Origin of the sequence: Mycoplasma zalophidermidis (assembly GCF_018913985.1) — a bacterium.
GTDB classification, from domain to species: Bacteria; Bacillota_I; Bacilli_A; order Mycoplasmatales; family Metamycoplasmataceae; genus Mycoplasmopsis; species Mycoplasmopsis zalophidermidis.
In genome coordinates this window covers 315,025-331,638 of sequence record NZ_JAHMHK010000001.1, presented here as the reverse complement: position 1 = coordinate 331,638, position 16,614 = coordinate 315,025, and the positions used below count along the sequence as shown (strand labels likewise).

The following is a 16,614-nucleotide window of genomic DNA, read 5'->3' as shown; positions in this document are numbered from 1 at the left end:
ATGTGGCAAATAGAATATAGAATCCAAAAGCAGTAATTAGAACTTTTAGAATCGTAGATATGTTTGAAAACTCAGCATTTTACATAAACGCACCAAAACACAACACAGGTAAAAAATAATTAATGGTAGTTAATGAAAGTTTCATATTCATTTCAGAACTGATTAAGCCACTTTTAGAACAGGCGAAACCAATGCCAACAAATACTAAGGTTGCAAAAACCGCTCCATATATACTCTGTGAAGTAATAATATTCAAAAATTGTTGCACTTGACCTCCTAAAATGTCTATTTATTTAATTTTAGTAGATAGAAATTAATAAATAAGAAAAACGTAAATGTTTTCATATAATAATTTAAAAATACACGCTGCTCAAATATAAAAAATATTTTGTTAAATCTAGTCAATCATTTCATATAATAGATAAACTATGAATAGAGGAAATATAAAGGGTTGATTAGAGGTCATAACTGGGCCAATGTTTTCAGGAAAAACGGAAGAATTGCTTAAAAGAGTTAATACACTGAAATGAGCTGAAGTTAACACTTTGGTAATAAAACCAACATTTGATTCAAGATTCAGTGATAGCGAACTTGTAAGTCGAACTGGAGCAAAATTAAAGTCACAAAATGTTAAGAATTCTAAGGAAATTTTAGAAATTTGAAGTCCTGAATATAGGGCGGTTGCAATTGACGAAATGAATTTTTTTGATGAAAATTTACCAGAAGTTATTGAATATCTTTTAGCCAAAGATGTTAATGTTCTGGTTTCAGGTTTGGATCTAGATTTTTTGAGAAAACCATTTGGAATAACGCCTCATATCATTGCCATTGCTGATGAAGTAAGTAAATTAAAAGCGGTTTGTGTAGTTTGCAAAAGACCTGCTGGGTTTTCATTCAGAAAGATTTCGAACCAAGATTTAAATGTTTTGGGAGATTCGGAATATGAGGCTCGATGTCGTCAATGCCACATAAAAGGTGAGAAGGAAAAGGCCAAAAATAATAAATAATTAAAGAATCTGTAATTTTATTAAACATACAGAAAATTACACAAAATAGGATAATAAAAAGCCGAATTAAGATTCGACTTTTTATTGTTTTACTTATAAGGAATAACATGCACATGTGTGTGAAAAATTGATTGTTCAGCTGAAGCGCCGGTATTAATAACAATTTTGAACCCACTAATACCTTTATCAAGAACTTCTTGTTTTCCTAATTTACGAGCAACATTAATTAAGTGTGCTGCTGTTGAATCATCTGTCTCAGTAATGTTTTTAGATTTAACTCTAGGAACAACTAAGAAGTGACCCTCATTAACTGGGAACTTATCATAGAACGCTACACACTTTTCATCTTTATATAAGAATTTGGCGTCAAGTTTTCCTTCGATTATGTTTAAGAAAATATTATCCATTATATCAACTCCACAAATGGCATATCTTTAGCTATTTCTCTTAAAGCTTCGCTGGTTTTATTAATTTTAATTTTGTAGCCTATTTTTGCAAAGCTATTAATTGCCTTGTCAAATAATTCAGAATCATTTAAGAAGAAAATATATGCTAAAACATCTAACTTATCCTTGTACATTGTTTGTTCAAAAGAAAGTAACTTAACCTTTGTCATTTTATTCTTATCTTTTGAATCTACATCCGCTTCGGTATTAGGAAGTTCGGTTTCGTTTGTTGCACCAATCGGAGCGATTTGATTTACATAAACCAAAACAGGTTTTTTATTATCGGTAGATTCCTTTTTATATGGACTGTATGCAAAATTAGATTCAATTTCAGTATTAACTAAACGATCATTAACAACATCATAAAAACCATATAAATCTTTTTGTTGTTTTGTTTTCAAACTATCAAAACTTCACTTTAATGAATACTGGTTAGTTTGTTGTTTGAACCCTGAGTACCCATATAGTTTTTTGTCTATTTCATGACCAGTCACAAATTCAATTTCACTATTAAGTTGTTTTTTTGTGTCGGTCTCTTTTCAAAATGTATTAAATGAATCAACACCATCAATAGCAGTAGCTATTTTTTTGTTGGTGAAGAAATCGTCGTCATCATTTGTTACACTAATGTCTTTAGTTCAGATTTGAGCATATTGTTTATCGACTGCATATTTAGAAAGTAAATAATTATTTAATTCAAATTTTAAGTCTTTATCATATTTAAAGTTAGAGTCAATTTTCTTTAAATTGTCTTTATCGCTAATATGGAAGTACTTATTAACAATTAACATTTTTTCTAAATCAGCTCTAATTCCAGTTTTTTCGTTTAGTCACAAAATCTTAAATTTATTTAACGGTACTAAATCCCCTGGTTTGAATTCAGAAAGGACTTGAATTTCATCATTTTTTAGTGTTTTATCACCAACTCATTCATTTAATTTTTCAGCAAAATAATAAGGATTTGCATCTAATTTATTTTTTGAATATAACTGAAATGCTTTTCATGAGTCTTTAAATAGGATAGTACCCTCATCGTTAAAAGTGTTTTTGTAAATTTCCTCAATTTTAGACGAATCATCAACTTTAACATCATAAAGTGAAAGTAATGTCGAATGAGTGAATATTTTTTTTAAAATTTCAGGAGCTGATTTTTTGATTTCTTCTATTTGTTTTAATTTTGCGGCTGTATCAATATTTTGTCCACAAGAAACTACAGCAATCGGAAGAGCTAAAGCTGGTGAAGCCAATAATAAATTAATTTTTTTCATTTTAATCACCTTATTTAACCTTTCTTAATTTCAATAATTCATCGTAAACCATTGAATTTGCATCTTTTCCGTAATTTGAATTATTCTTTTTGAAGTAAACTTTATCATTTTTCAATTCAAATAAATCATCGTAATTTGCCGTGGCTCTTTCCTTCATTCATTTATCTACAGCTTTTGTTAATTCTAATGATTCTCTGGCCTTGAATGAAATAGCGATATTTTCATTTAGTTCTTTAATCTCATTAATATCTTTGTCTGAATATTTAACATTTTCTAATAAATTACCATTTTCATCGATTGCATATATATTATTTTGTTGTTTTAGATAATTTATAAAATCAGGATTCTTTAACATTTGGCCTAAAACAATGTCTGGTGAAGTCATTGAATTATTAATCAAACTTAAAGCATTGTATTTTTTCCCATTAATACTGTTTTTGTATTTATTTGAAAGATAGAAATCTTTCTTAATCATGTCTTTAATTACTAATTCTTGCGAATTTAAATCTTGTGTTTTAAATTCATCAATATTTTTCATTTTAAGCAAGGTGATACCTTTAGATGAAAGAATAACACGAGTATTATTGTCACCTTTTAGTTTGTAAACTGTGCTAATTTTTCCGTCTTTTTCAAACAATTCTGTTATAGGTTTGACCACTAAATCATTAAATTTATCAGTAGTTAAGCCAATTTTTTTAACATCGCTTGCTTCATCAAAGACTTTCTTAATTTCTTCGTTAAATTGGCCAATTAAATTTTGTGCTGCTTGTCTGTCAGATGCTGATTTAATATCGCTAATTGGATTAGTAATATTGAATTCCTTAATAATATTATTTCTAATAGTTGTGAAGGTGCCAAATAAGTCTACTTCTGGAATTTGCTCATTGTTATATAGTAAATTGTCAAGCGTTGAAAATGCTTTAAGAGTATCATCTCCACCTTTTTTAAATAATTCTGTTATAGAAGTAAGCCCTGATGAACCTCAATTCTTTTTAATTTCTTCATCATCAGATGAAAGGTGGCTTAATACGGTACTAAATTCAACAATTTTCTTATTTAGTTCGTTTGTTTTATCTGATTCGGTCATTTTTACATATTCATCATAACTTTTAAATCCTAAATTAATTTTTTCAAAAGAAATTGCTCCGTCAAAAGGTTTTTGTTCAGCTGCCGGTCAGTAAAACATCATCTTTTTGAATGTTTTCTTATCGATTGTTCATTTTGTTTCTTTGTCTGATTCTTTTTTATCAGGGGCAACACCAGGGAATGTAAATTGAGAAACTAAGAATGGATTATTGTTTCTTAAAAAATGAGTGATAAATTTATCAGCATTCTTGTATTCATTATTGTAGTTATTCGGGTCATTATTAACTGCCACAACATAACTATCGGTCATAAATGTCATTTTTTCTTTAATATCTTTTATTTCAAAATAGTTAACATCTTTTTTGAAAAATGGAAATACTCTTTCACCTTTTTTGAATAGAATCTCGTTTGTTAGTTTTCCCGAATCATCAATTTTATAAATATCATTTGATGCAACTCTATCAATATCTTTAATGTTGAACTGCGAGTTAAGTCTGAAACGACGTAGGGCGTCGTGTTGAATTTCTGAATAAACTTTAAGATCCACAGCCTCTTGAATTGTTTTGGCTCCATTGTAATTTTTAATTAGAAAATCATTAAAGGCAGCCTCTCATTTTGAGTATCCAAAAGACTTTACAAATTGCGCTTTGTAATCCAATAATAAGTTTTCGTGTTTTTGTTTTAATGAATCGATATCCTTCAACGCAATATCATTTCTTTCTTTGTCGTCTTCGCTACGTGATGAATTTCATAATCTTTGATATTCTTTAGATGCTTTAACTTCCTCATTATATAAATAAAAAATAGCTTGCTTAAAGGCTTGTTCAAGAACTGTTTTAGGGTTTTGAGCATTTTCTAAACTGTTTTCACCCTTAAGTGAAGACATATTGAATTTAATTGATTTATCTTTTTGGCCTTCAACATCAAAAGAAAGAATTTCAGTATCATCAGAAATTGCATCATTATAATTTTTAATCAAACTATTAGCCGCAAGTGGAATAGTAATACCCGCAACAACAGATGCAACAAGAACTGACGAAATTACTCAAAATTTTCAATTTCTTGTTTTTCTTGTTTTTGGATTAGCATTTTCCTCTTGTTGAGCGTTTTTTCTAGTCAAACGTTCAAAAAAGGTTTCTTTTTTCTTTCCCATATATTATTTCCTTTCATATCCATATTAAGATTTTAATATTATATACTAAACTTAATATTAATAGACATAATATGCTTTTACCAGTTATGATTTATAATATTCGTATGAAAATCGAAAGAAAAAATGCAATATACCAATTAATTACCATATTAAATGAAGAGCATATTAAATGATCACTTAGTCCTGCTGCCTATCAAGCATCTAAACAAGGCACTAATCCCGAAAATTTCTTTTCGATATGTGTTTATTGAAATGATTTTCTAGAACTTTCCTCAAGAAAACCTGAATTATTTAAATTTGCAAACTATAAAAGTAAAAATAAATCTTTACTACCTTATTTTGAATTTGAAAATATTAAAATTTCTATTCACATAATTATTGGCACCTCTAGTGAGAAAATCATAAAAAAAATAGACAAAAGAACATATCAAAGATTATTGTATTGAGGCGATAATACCAAATCGCTGTTGTTACGGTTAAAAGCGAGAAAATCACTATGAATAAGCCAACTCGACTTGGTAAATATTTTTTACCATGATCGTCCAACCGAATGATTAATAACAAGTTCAAACATTTATAAATTTTGTTTATTTAAAGACCTTAATTGAAACGAAATGAGTTATATTTCAGTGTTTGATGAAAAAATACCATATTTTACAGCATTCAACGAAAAACAAATTATGAGCATTTGATAGTTTATTTAAAAATGAATAATTATTTCTAAATTTAAGGTTTATTTATATAATGCAATTATGAAAAAAAACAATAATAAAACAAACTCACACAATTGCTTATACAAAAATAAATTAAATAAACTGTTTTTAATATTTGGATTAATAGTATTAATTACATCATTAACTTTTGCAATTGCAGATGCGTTCACTTATACAAGCAGTCAAGACAGTTATAATGGAACACCAGTTATTTCAATAGTTTTTAAAAACGTATATGCCTTTTTCTATTTTACTTATCTAACAAATTTCTTTTTAGGAATAACGTTGATAATGTTTCCTCATTTTAAAGGTAGTCAAAAATTCAAAAAAGCCTTTTTTATGTCCGTAGTTTTAATTACAGTAACCTTTATAATTTATTGAGCATTAATATCTTGAAACCCTAAAACTTGATCTGAGCCTTATGGTGCAATTCGCTCATTAATCACACATGCTATTAATCCAATATTAGGATTTATTACCTTGTATTTAGTCAGAAAGGAAATTGCAGTAAATAACAAAACCATTGGTATATTGATAGGTATAGTTCTTGCATATTTCCTATTCGCCTTCATAGTTTATTTCGCAAATTTCAATGTTTATCAAAATAATAAAGGTGTGGTTATTTATAGTTTTCTTGATTTTGTGAACCCTCTATTCTACAAAGGCGGAAATGTTCTATTAATCATAATATTAGACATTTTAATGTTTGTGCTAGGCGCAATTATACCAGTCCTATTTAGTTTATTTTGGATAGCAGTATACCGAATCAAATATACTAATAATATTTGTTTTAAAATACAGAAAAAAAGACACATTAGTAAAAAATAGCCATTCGAAAATGGTTATTTTTTATATAAAAAAACAACCAAATGGTTGTAATTATTGTTATTATTTGTTACGTTTAATTTCTTTAAGTCTTGCTGATTTACCGCTTCTTTGACGAATGTAGTTTAATTTAGCACGACGAACTTTGTTTGAACGTACAACTTCGATTTGTGCAACAAATGGTGAGTGCAATGGGAATGTTCTGTCAACCCCAATACCAAATGATATTTTTCTAACAGTAAAGTTTTCACGAGTTCCTGATTCAGTTTTACTAATTACTAAACCTTCAAAAATTTGAATACGTTCTTTTTCTCCTTCACGGATACGAACATATACTTTAACATTATCGCCAACACGAAAATCTGGGTGATCTTTACGTAATTGACTTTGTTCTACTAATTCAATTAATTTACTTCTCATTATTAATCCTTTCGATAATATCGGGTCTATTTTTTAATGTTTTGTTGTATTGAGCTTCTTTTTTTCACTTTTGAATTTCAGCATGGTTGCCATTGAATAATACTTCAGGTACTTTCATTCCCTTATATTCTCGTGGACGTGTATATTGAGGATAATCTAACAACCCATCATTTTGAAATGAATCAAATTGATGGGATTCATCTTTGATTACCCCAGGTACAAGTCTAATTATTGAATCTGCCATAACCATCGAAGGTAATTCTCCTCCAGTTAAAACATAATCCCCAATTGAAATTTCTTCATCTACCAATTCAACAATTCTTTCGTCAAATCCTTCATAACGTCCGGAAATAAAGGTAATTTCTTTCTCGTTTGCGAGTCTATTAGCAATAGATTGGTCAAATTTTTTTCCTTGAGGGGTAACCAAAATTTTATAACCACCTCTTTGTTTGAGTGAATCTAGAGCTAAATCAATTGGCTCAACTTGTAATAATAAGCCATGGCCTCCACCATAAATTTCATCATCAACCTTATGATGTTTATCCTTGCTGAATAATCTAAAGTCAATTACTTCAATATCAATTAATCCTCTAGCTATTGCTTTGGAGATTATTGATTCCCCTACAAAGGGTTTGAAATAATTTGGGAAAAGAGTCAAAAAATTAATTTTCATTATTTAGATTGGTGTTTTGAATTTTTAGCAAGTTTTTCATTTAAGCCGTGTTTTCTGAATAAGTCGTGAACAACTTGTGTTAATTGAGCACCATTATCTACTCATTTTTGCACTAATTCTTCTTTAATAAAGAATTCTTTTGTGTGAGGGTTGTATTGACCTAATGCTTCAATAAATCTACCGTCACGTGGTGAACGCGCATCTGCGGCAACAATTTTGTATTGTGCGTTAAATTTAGATCCGGTTCTTTTTAATCTAATTTTTACCATAAGATTTCTCCTTATTTTTATACAAATCTATTTATTTGTTGGACAATTACTGTCAAGCGCAAGTGCTTGACATCAAGCAAATTGCATTTATATTTTAATATAATATTTATAAATAAAAAGAAAAAATGTAAAGTATTTTTGCTTTACATTATAAAATATAATATCAATAAGTTGTTGGTAATTAATTTCACTAATATTCGGTAAATTAATTACCATTTTATATTATTTCTTATATGTTCATTTATGAATTATTTGACCATTTCCGTCTCTCATTCACCCAAATAGAGCCATGAAAATATCAATAATTCATCAAATTCCAAATAATCCGAATGTGAATAATTTTATAAAGGCATATTTTGGCCGCACTGCGTAAAATCTATCGATTCCTAATCAGCCCAAGAATAGAGCTAAAAAAATAATACCAATCTACTTTTTTGCATTTTTTTCTCCTTTTTTATTTTTTTACACCTACATGATACATTTTTTTTTTTTTTTTTTTAGGAAGCAAAAAACTATAAAAAAATCATTTTTTATATAAAATGATTTAAATCTGGGAAATTTTCATAAAAATATAAAACATTCAAGATTATGCAACGCATAACGAACAAAAAAACAAGACTTAATTAAGTCTTGTTTTTAATTATCTAGATCCTCTAGTTCAATTAAAACTTTGGATAATCCCGCATCTATATAATCACAAGCAACATAATCAGCTTGCTTCTTAACAAAATCAAGAGAACCATTCATTGCTATAAATTTACCTAAATATTTTTTTGCAGGTACATCGTTAGCGGAATCGCCGATATGATAGGCTTCTTGCGGATTGATGTTTAAATAATTGCAAACTTCTCTATTAGCAATTCCTTTATTTGCATCTAGAGGACCAACTTCAATAGTTCAACCATTAGAAACCAAATAAAATGCTAATTGTGGAAATTTATTTGATAACTGTTCTCACAAAATTTTTGTATTTTCACGATTTAAACCAAAAACTAATAATTTTGAAAATTCAATATCATTTGGAATCATTGAATAGTCTTTTTTTTCACATTTCATAGCTCATTCTTTCATAAATTCGCTGTCTAAATTGCCAGAATGATACATAGTCATAATGCCATTAACAAAAATAAACATATTGTTTTTCTTAAAAATATCTAAAACTTCTAACGTAATATTTTTATCCATAGTTTTTCGATATAAAACATTGTTGTCTTTGTCTACTATTAACGCCCCATTTAAACAAACGGCATAGGGAGAACCAACTTTATGAACAATATCCATTGTCAATTTAGTATTTCCACGCCCAGTTGAAAAAATTACTGGTTTAGTTTTGTTAACTTTATGGGCAACTTGTATATTAATATCACTTACCGTACCATGCCCAAAAGGTTTATCTAAAAAGGTTCCATCTAAATCAATGAAGTAAGCTTTCGCTTTGTTTTTTATTTTTTCCATAGTGCCGAAATTATACCTATAAACAAAAAGATAATAATAATATTTTTTTACACATGAATACAAAAAAAGATAGTATTAGGCTACCTTTTTTGTAACAAATTACATTGAAAGAGGGTCTCAAGGTTCAATTTCAATTGGTTCTTTTAATTGAGCATTTAACGTGTCTTGTGAAACATATTTTGGATTAACTATGATACTGTAAACATATTCGTTAAATCATGAATCAGACATTGAAAAGTATCCTTTAGCTCCCTTGTCATCTCCTCATGAGTTTTCTACTTCTCATTTAATTGGGTTATTATTTTCGTCTAAGTCAACTCCAACAAAAGTCATTGCGTGATTTGGGACAGATAATTTCATGTTTAATTTATCAGCTTTGGTTAATTTATTATTCAAACCGAACGCTTCATCAATTTGATAAAGTTTTGTATCCATAATGCCAACTTTAGAATCGATTTGTGGCCCCATATCGCATGCAAATCAAACTGGTTCGCCAGCTTTAATACTTTTTATTAGAGCAGATTTGATTTCGCTCATATCTACATTAATAAATGACAAAGTTTTTGATTCAATCGGACCCCTAAAGTATTTAGCGGCTAACATTGTATTTTTAGGGTAAATATCACGCGGGTCGGCATATAAATTTACCAATTTTCTGTAATCTTCCGAAGTATATTTTTTTAGTCATTTTAATGGTGTAATTTTTGATATTTTTTTGAATTTTTTATCTTTATCACGGTACTCAAAGTCAAATTCAACCGGAGGTAAACCAAGTGCTTTAGCACATATTTCAAAAACTTTGTTTAGTGCTTGTTCTTTGACTGAGTTTGCTTCGTTTTCGGTAGCTCCGTTTTTCACTAAAGATCTCAATTCAAGTGTGGCGTTATATAAACAAATTTGTAAAACGTCGTTTAATTGTGAAGTGTTAGACGAGCTGAATGTTTCGGGCATTACACTTTTTGGCACAACGCCATATTTAGTAATTAGCGCTTCTGCTCATTCTCAATATCCCCCATCTTGATGTCCAAATCCTAAAAACAATTCAAACAATCTATCTTGAAAATCTAATTCAGGGTGTTGAATTATTAATGAAAGATAAGTATTGGCTTTTTCCATTTTTTCTCAGAACATTGTGTAAGCTTGAGAATATTCAAAACTTTCTACATTTAATTTTTTCATTGTTATTGGTTTTAAAACATTTAAGGCAGCAAAAATTCAACATCTACCCGAAGATTTTTGGTTAGTAATGCCACCTTTTTTAGTTTGATCACTAAATTCATTGTTGTGGAAAGCTCTCACTTCATTATTGTATGTAGCGTTTAAGACACCGTTTTTGGTTACGGCATTTTCAATTAATTTATTAGTATTATTTTTTTTATAGTTTTTGTAAAATTTCTTTACATTTTTCATTTCTAATTCCATATTTTCTCCTATTTATATTCTTTTTCAAATTTTTTTATAGTTTTAGCAAGACCACCATTTTTAAAGTCAAAACCAATAAAGTTGGCAACATTTTTTAGTTCTCCTTCAGCATTATCCATTGCGACTAAAATTCCTGTCTGTGGTAAGGCCAATAAATCGTTTCTTGAATCACCTATGTGGACACATTTTTTGATATTTAAGCCGAGTAGGTTAGCGACATACTCATTTCCCGTTCCTTTTGTGGCAGTATTATGAGTTATCTCAAGTGAATAACCGCCAGAAACTGTATGAGTGCTTAATTGTGGTCAATTACCTTCGATAAAGTCAGCTAGTTTTGTAATTTCTTCAATTTCTGGTCCAAACACTAGTATTTGACGAACTTGTTGATTAATATCTAGTAAATTATATTTCACTTTATTAAATCGGACTACTCAATTCCTTTTATCTCAATTAAAGTTTTCTTTGTAATATATATTATCAACTCCGTTTAAAATGAAATTGAATCCTCTATACATAAAGTATTGAAGTAATGACGTTTTGGTCGAATTATCAAAAAAAACACTGTGAATTTCTCTGCCTTTTTTATCGACAATAACAGATCCTGTGGAACAAACAGCATATGAAGCACCAAGCAATTTCATTATATCTTCAACTGCACCTTTAGGAGATCTTCCAGTCGAAATTACAACCGGTTTAGTCTTTTGTAATTCTTTTAGGAATTGCAAATTTTCAGCAGAAATGTAACCTTGCTCAGGTGTTGAGTCTAGCATAGTTCCGTCTAAATCGATAAAATATCCTTCAATTGCATTTATATTCATATTAAAAATATAGCTTATTTATATATCAATAGAAATAAATTTAACAAAAAGCACACCTTTTGGTGTGCTAGGCGTTATTTTGCTATAGATGTTTTAAACGCTTCTATCATTTCTTCAGCTGATTTACTGTCTTCTTTATCCTTATTTGTTTGTTTCAATAATTCTTTGTCGATAATACTCATAATACTGCTTGTTTTATCGTTTAAGGCATTATCCACAGCGACAATATCGTTTTCTTTTTCAAATAGTAACATTGATTCTAGAGAAACTTTTGCTGATTTTAAGTAGTTAATAGCTAATGAATCAGATACTCATTTAGCTTTTTGCTTTTCATCGAGAGTACTCAATTTAGTTTCATTTTCTTTAACACTTTTTGTCAAGTTAGTAATTTCTTGGTTGATTCAATCAAAACCATCTTCATTAATTACCGATTTTAAAGGAATTATATAGCCTGAAGTTTTAGCGAATGTTTTTCAGTTATCTTCCATTTTCCCTTTTTGTAATAAGTCATTTTTACCATTATATAATCATTTCACAAATTTTGCGGTTGCATCATTTAATTCGTTATCGCTTGACTTAATTGGAATTAAGCTTGAACCGCCTTCACTAAATACTTTTTTACCTGTAGACAATACTTGTCCTTTTAGAAGAACATCATCATCAGTCGAAAATGTTTTGTATTGTTCTTCTGTAGCTGCTTTAGCCAATTCAACAAAGTATTTGTGAGCTCAGACAGTTTGTTTTGACATATTAGCGCCAACGCTTGCAGCAAAACTAATTGCTGTTTTATATTGTAAAATGTCTCAGTTTCCTCATTCTGCTAGTTGATTTTTCATATATTTTATACTGTAAAATGAATGTTTTGATTCACCTTCGGTAAATTCTTGTCTTGCAACAGTGTCTTTATAAGAGTTTCATAAATTGGTAAAGTTAGATTTAATTCCTTCATCAGTAACAATATTGTATTTGACCTTAGTAGGTTCATTTTTATCGTTTGTTTTTTCTAATGAAAAAATACTTTTATTTTTGTTGTTTTCGGTCAATTCTTTAATAAATACCTGATCTTGATAATCAATTGATAAAACTTCACCATCGATTGTTTTTTTATTAATTTTTGATGAATCTAATTCAACGCCATCATGAAATTTTTTACTAAATTTTCTGATTGATTCAATTGATTTAAATGTCTCATCATTAACTTTTCAATCTTTAAATGCATTTTCTTTAACCTTCAATGCTTTAAAGATACTGTTTGTGGGAACATCATTTCCTTTTTTGGAAGCTTCTAATGCTTTTAAATAAATATCCGAAGCTTCATCTACTTGGCCTCCGCCTTGTTTAATTAACTCAAAGATTAAATTCATTAAGTCTAAATTAAATAGCAATGCATCAGTGTCAGCATTGTCAAAAGGTATGTTATAAATCTTGTCCGTATTATCTTGACCTGCTAGTTTTGCATGTAGGTTTGCAATTTTTGTCGAGAATAATGCTTTATTAACACCGTATGAATTTAAGTCAAGTAAATCTTTACCTTGGTTAAGAATGTATGCACTTGCTTGAGCTCCTAAAATAAGGTTTGGTAATTTACTGATTTCACCAGTTTCAATATTTTGTTTAACATCTTTTATCAAATCAAATTCTTTATATATTTTGGTTGTTTCAGCGTATAGTGGTTCAACTTTTATGAATCCTTTTTCGTTTTTATGAAAGTCATTGTAATAATCAATCAATGGATTTAAAGCCAATGGAAGTGGCCATGTTTTTGAATGTGCCATTGAAAAAATTACTTTTTTGTCGGTTTTTTGTTCATTACCAGAACAAGATGCCGCTAATACCGGCACACTTGAAATCACTGGTAATACAGAAAATAAAATCTTATTTCTTGTTTTCATTTTTTTCTCCTAAACGTAATAATTACTTTTTTATTATAACCCCATTAATTAAATTAAAACACACGTTTTATACGTTGATTAGTAAAAACTGGAATTAGTTCCCTAAAAAAGGTACATTAATTAATATTAATATATATAATATGAAACTAAAGTTATGGAAAAATTCCAGTTAAAACACGACTTATAGCCGTGTTTAGTTAAGTGAATTAATTTTTTTTGCAAAAATACCGTAAATTGCAATGGGAATTATAATTGACAGGAACGCTCCAGCTGCTTGCAGATTTGGAAAATTAAATGTTCCTTGGTGTCCTACATTCAAATATCATATGGTTATATTTGTTACACTTGTTCCCCTTAAGAGAAACAACGGTCATAAATAATCATTTCAAACACTAATAAAAGTAAACACAATTAATAATACATATGCAAGTCTAAGTTTAGGAAAATATACATACCAGATTTTTTGATGTCATTTTAAATTATCGTTAACCATCAGCTTATGTTTATTATTTTTAACATCTTTTGCAATATTAAATATATATGTAAAGACAAAGAATGAAAATATTGCATTTGTTATTGCCGCAAAGAATGTATGTTTTAAATCTCACTTAATTAATAACTTAGTCAAACTTAAATAGATTGTAAACTCGGGAATTAAACTTATCATTATAAAAAAGTATAAAAAAGTTTTTTGAAATACTTTATTCATTTTTAACAAACCCGCAATTGCTAATGAATAAATAGTTATTCTTACTATTATTAATATAAAACTAAACAATAAAGTGTATAAAAATGCTCAAAGAAAATTGTTTTTTAAAACCAAACCAAAATTTGATCAAGTAAATTCAGAAATCAACAAACTATTATTGTTAGCTATAACTCCTGAATTAGATTTTAATGATAACAATAGTAAATAGTAAAGAGGAAATAAAATCAAAACACATAAAAAACCTATAACAATGTATTTAATTATCTCTTTTGTTATTTTTTTAAACATGACTACCTCTTTTTGAGCGAATTGTTTTCAATTTAAAGATAATTCTTTTTATGTTTGCTGGGCGAAAAACCAACATTAATAATAGTAAAAATAGTAAATATATAAACCCAAAGAAAGCGGCAGCATAAGCTTTTTGCGGATTATAAATTTTCCTGTCAGCTCCCATAAAATCTAAAACAAAGGAAGTGATTGTGTGGGCTTTATTTGTTGAAAAATCAAACGTTGTTTGGTCTAAAATTGCTTGTGGATATAACAAACTGGCAAAAATAAAATTAGTAAAAATAATAGTGAAAAATATTTTTGAAACTTCTTTGATGTAGATGTGTCTAATTATTTCAAATAAGCGGATATTATCGTTTTTCATTAATTTAAAATATTTGGCGTTTGCCTTGTTTATTGCAGAAGCAAACAAAATTAAATTGAATGGTAATGACCTTCAGATCTGAAACAATGAATAATAAACTCAAATTGGAAATTTATAGGAACCAGTAGTAAAACTAACACCATCAAATCCAAATAAACGAAAGAACACGTTTTTGGGTCCAAAAAGGAAAATAAATGATACGCCCACAGCGAAACTTGAAATAAAAAATTGTGAATATATTAAAGACAAAAAAACATTTCGTGCTGTTTTAAGAATCAATGTTTCAATAATGATTGCAAAACCAAACGCCAATAAAATTGAAATACTCGTTCCTAAAATCAGGACCATTGTTGAGTTTAATATTGCAGTAGGAAAATCAGGATCAATAAACACTTTTTCATAATTTTTAAAATTAATAGTAGTAATTGTCTGATTTGATTCATATGGATGATATTGCAACGATTTGCTAAATGTATCAGCGATAGGCAAAATAGTAAACATCAAGATACAAATTAGTAAAGGAAGCATAAAAAGAATAATTTGAATAACTTTGAAAATAGTTTCTTTCTTAAATTTAGTTTTTGCCATAGATTCTATCTCCGTTTTTGTTGAAAACTAACACATCAGAATTCATATATTTGATATTTACCCTTTGATTGATTCTAATATCTTCATTTTTCAAAACAATTTGTCATACCAAATTTGGGTCGATTTCGACATAATAAAGAACAGAATCTCCGAAATGTTTTTTGCCTGTTATTTTATATTTACCATTTCTAACAGCGTTTAATTCGATTTTGTTTTGTCTAATATAGTATGAGTAATCACCTTTAGTTTCAATAAAATTAATTTCTGGAGAACCGATAAATTTCGCAACAAAAAGATTTTGCGGGTTTTCGTACATTTTATCTCCGGTGCTATATTGTTGAACAACTCCTTTATCAAGTAGAATAATCTTATCGCTTATTTTTAAAGCATCGTGTTGATCATGAGTGACAATAACAATACTTAAATTGAACTCTTTCTTTATTTTCAATAATCAATCAATGGTTGATTCTTTTATTTTGGCATCTAAGGCGCTAAATGGCTCATCCATTAGTACCAATTTTGTTTTTTTAATTATTCCTTTTGCAAAAGCAACCCGTTGCTTTTGACCACCCGAAAGCTCATTAACATTTTTATTAAGTAGTTCATCAATTCCTAACTTTTTAGCAACAATATTCAATTCTTTTTTGAAAAGATTTTTTATTTTTATATCATGCAAAATTTTAAATTTATTTTTAACTTTTTTATCTCAAAATAGTTTTCAAACAAATTTGAATCATCTTCATTTTTTTACATATTCTCTTTGTATTGGAGCAACTGTTGAATTAACATAGTTCAAATAGAAGGCAAATAACTTGTCATTTTGATTCTCACTAAAGTATTCATCAAAATACTCAATACGAACACTATCAACTCATTTTTGATAGTTTTTTGCGCTTAAAAATATGTTGTCAAAAACAGATACGTTTTCATAAATAGAATTTTCTTGCATGATATATGCTATTTCGTGTGTTTTAGGATTATCTTTAATTATTATTTCACCTTCTGTTGGTTTTAAATAACCTAACAACAAATTTAAAAGAGTCGTTTTCCCTGAACCGGACGGACCTAACAATGAAACAATTTGGTTTCCTTTAATTCGTAATTCATTAATATCCAAATCATAAAAATCTTGATTTTTTTTGTACTTAAATTTAAGATTTTTTATATTAATTAAATGATATTTATCGCTTATAGATTTATTCATAATACATGAATTAT

18 protein-coding genes are annotated in these 16,614 nt (G+C 28.3%); 3 read left to right on the top strand and 15 right to left on the bottom strand.

Translation table 4 applies throughout. The features are described 5' to 3' along the window. Window positions 1-79: 79 nt before the first annotated feature. Window positions 80-268, bottom strand: a complete 189-nt coding sequence (locus tag KQ878_RS01410; RefSeq protein ID WP_216567791.1) for a hypothetical protein — start codon at window positions 266-268, stop codon at window positions 80-82. A 160-nt stretch (window positions 269-428) separates the two neighbouring features. On the opposite strand from KQ878_RS01410, the gene KQ878_RS01405 reads away from it, so the two are divergent. Beyond that, the gene (locus KQ878_RS01405; protein ID WP_216505337.1) at window positions 429-1,007 is read left to right on the top strand and encodes a thymidine kinase; all 579 of its coding nucleotides are present in this window, start codon (window positions 429-431) and stop codon (window positions 1,005-1,007) included. Window positions 1,008-1,096: 89 nt separating this feature from the next. On the opposite strand, the gene hinT is transcribed toward KQ878_RS01405, so the two are convergent. Genes hinT through KQ878_RS01390 form a run of 3 tightly spaced genes read right to left on the bottom strand, consistent with a single transcriptional unit; the run spans window position 1,097 to window position 4,960 of the window. Then, a complete protein-coding gene (gene hinT, locus KQ878_RS01400) occupies window positions 1,097-1,414 on the bottom strand; it encodes a histidine triad protein HinT (RefSeq protein ID WP_216505336.1) in 318 nt (105 codons plus the stop codon). After that, entirely contained in the window at window positions 1,414-2,721 is a 1,308-nt protein-coding gene (locus tag KQ878_RS01395; protein WP_216505335.1) for a HinT-interacting membrane complex lipoprotein P60, read from the bottom strand. Before KQ878_RS01395 ends, hinT begins: the two co-directional genes overlap by 1 nt. 10 nt (window positions 2,722-2,731) lie before the next feature. Continuing rightward, window positions 2,732-4,960, bottom strand: a complete 2,229-nt coding sequence (locus tag KQ878_RS01390; protein WP_216567790.1) for a HinT-interacting membrane complex protein P80 — start codon at window positions 4,958-4,960, stop codon at window positions 2,732-2,734. A 104-nt stretch (window positions 4,961-5,064) separates the two neighbouring features. Here KQ878_RS01390 and KQ878_RS01385 point away from each other — a divergent pair, with 104 nt between their 5' ends. Together KQ878_RS01385 and KQ878_RS01380 are read left to right on the top strand one after the other, a co-directional pair. After that, on the top strand, window positions 5,065-5,655 hold the full coding sequence (locus KQ878_RS01385; RefSeq protein ID WP_216505333.1) for a hypothetical protein: 591 nt from the start codon (window positions 5,065-5,067) through the stop codon (window positions 5,653-5,655). 57 nt (window positions 5,656-5,712) lie between these two features. Continuing rightward, a complete protein-coding gene (locus tag KQ878_RS01380; RefSeq protein ID WP_216505332.1) occupies window positions 5,713-6,501 on the top strand; it encodes an MAGa3780 family membrane protein in 789 nt (262 codons plus the stop codon). Window positions 6,502-6,561: 60 nt separating this feature from the next. Here the strand turns inward: KQ878_RS01380 and rplS are convergent, their stop codons facing one another. From rplS to KQ878_RS01330, 11 genes are all read right to left on the bottom strand, one after another. Then, window positions 6,562-6,918: a 50S ribosomal protein L19 gene (gene rplS / locus KQ878_RS01375; protein WP_171111485.1), complete on the bottom strand. Its 357-nt coding sequence runs from the start codon at window positions 6,916-6,918 to the stop codon at window positions 6,562-6,564. Next, window positions 6,908-7,591, bottom strand: coding sequence for a tRNA (guanosine(37)-N1)-methyltransferase TrmD (gene trmD, locus KQ878_RS01370; RefSeq protein ID WP_216505331.1), 684 nt, complete (start codon window positions 7,589-7,591; stop codon window positions 6,908-6,910). The genes rplS and trmD overlap by 11 nt, the downstream gene beginning before the upstream one ends. Then, window positions 7,591-7,860, bottom strand: a complete 270-nt coding sequence (gene rpsP, locus KQ878_RS01365) for a 30S ribosomal protein S16 (protein ID WP_216505330.1) — start codon at window positions 7,858-7,860, stop codon at window positions 7,591-7,593. Before rpsP ends, trmD begins: the two co-directional genes overlap by 1 nt. A gap of 222 nt (window positions 7,861-8,082) precedes the next feature. Beyond that, on the bottom strand, window positions 8,083-8,259 hold the full coding sequence (locus KQ878_RS04515) for a TM2 domain-containing protein (RefSeq protein WP_373422548.1): 177 nt from the start codon (window positions 8,257-8,259) through the stop codon (window positions 8,083-8,085). A 237-nt stretch (window positions 8,260-8,496) separates the two neighbouring features. After that, a complete protein-coding gene (locus KQ878_RS01360) occupies window positions 8,497-9,315 on the bottom strand; it encodes an HAD-IIB family hydrolase (RefSeq protein ID WP_216505329.1) in 819 nt (272 codons plus the stop codon). A 99-nt stretch (window positions 9,316-9,414) separates the two neighbouring features. Then, window positions 9,415-10,737, bottom strand: a complete 1,323-nt coding sequence (locus KQ878_RS01355) for a C1 family peptidase (protein WP_216567789.1) — start codon at window positions 10,735-10,737, stop codon at window positions 9,415-9,417. Between the two features lie 8 nt (window positions 10,738-10,745). Beyond that, window positions 10,746-11,555, bottom strand: a complete 810-nt coding sequence (locus KQ878_RS01350; RefSeq protein WP_216505327.1) for a Cof-type HAD-IIB family hydrolase — start codon at window positions 11,553-11,555, stop codon at window positions 10,746-10,748. A 74-nt stretch (window positions 11,556-11,629) separates the two neighbouring features. Beyond that, a complete protein-coding gene (locus KQ878_RS01345; RefSeq protein ID WP_216505326.1) occupies window positions 11,630-13,447 on the bottom strand; it encodes a P68 family surface lipoprotein in 1,818 nt (605 codons plus the stop codon). Window positions 13,448-13,640: 193 nt separating this feature from the next. After that, window positions 13,641-14,444, bottom strand: coding sequence for an ABC transporter permease subunit (locus tag KQ878_RS01340; protein WP_216505325.1), 804 nt, complete (start codon window positions 14,442-14,444; stop codon window positions 13,641-13,643). Beyond that, window positions 14,437-15,396 (bottom strand): carbohydrate ABC transporter permease, encoded by a 960-nt coding sequence (locus tag KQ878_RS01335; RefSeq protein ID WP_216567788.1) that lies wholly within the window; start codon window positions 15,394-15,396, stop codon window positions 14,437-14,439. The genes KQ878_RS01340 and KQ878_RS01335 overlap by 8 nt, the downstream gene beginning before the upstream one ends. Next, complete coding sequence (locus KQ878_RS01330; protein ID WP_216505323.1) at window positions 15,383-16,600, bottom strand: ATP-binding cassette domain-containing protein; 1,218 nt, start codon at window positions 16,598-16,600, stop codon at window positions 15,383-15,385. Before KQ878_RS01330 ends, KQ878_RS01335 begins: the two co-directional genes overlap by 14 nt. Window positions 16,601-16,614 lie beyond the last annotated feature (14 nt).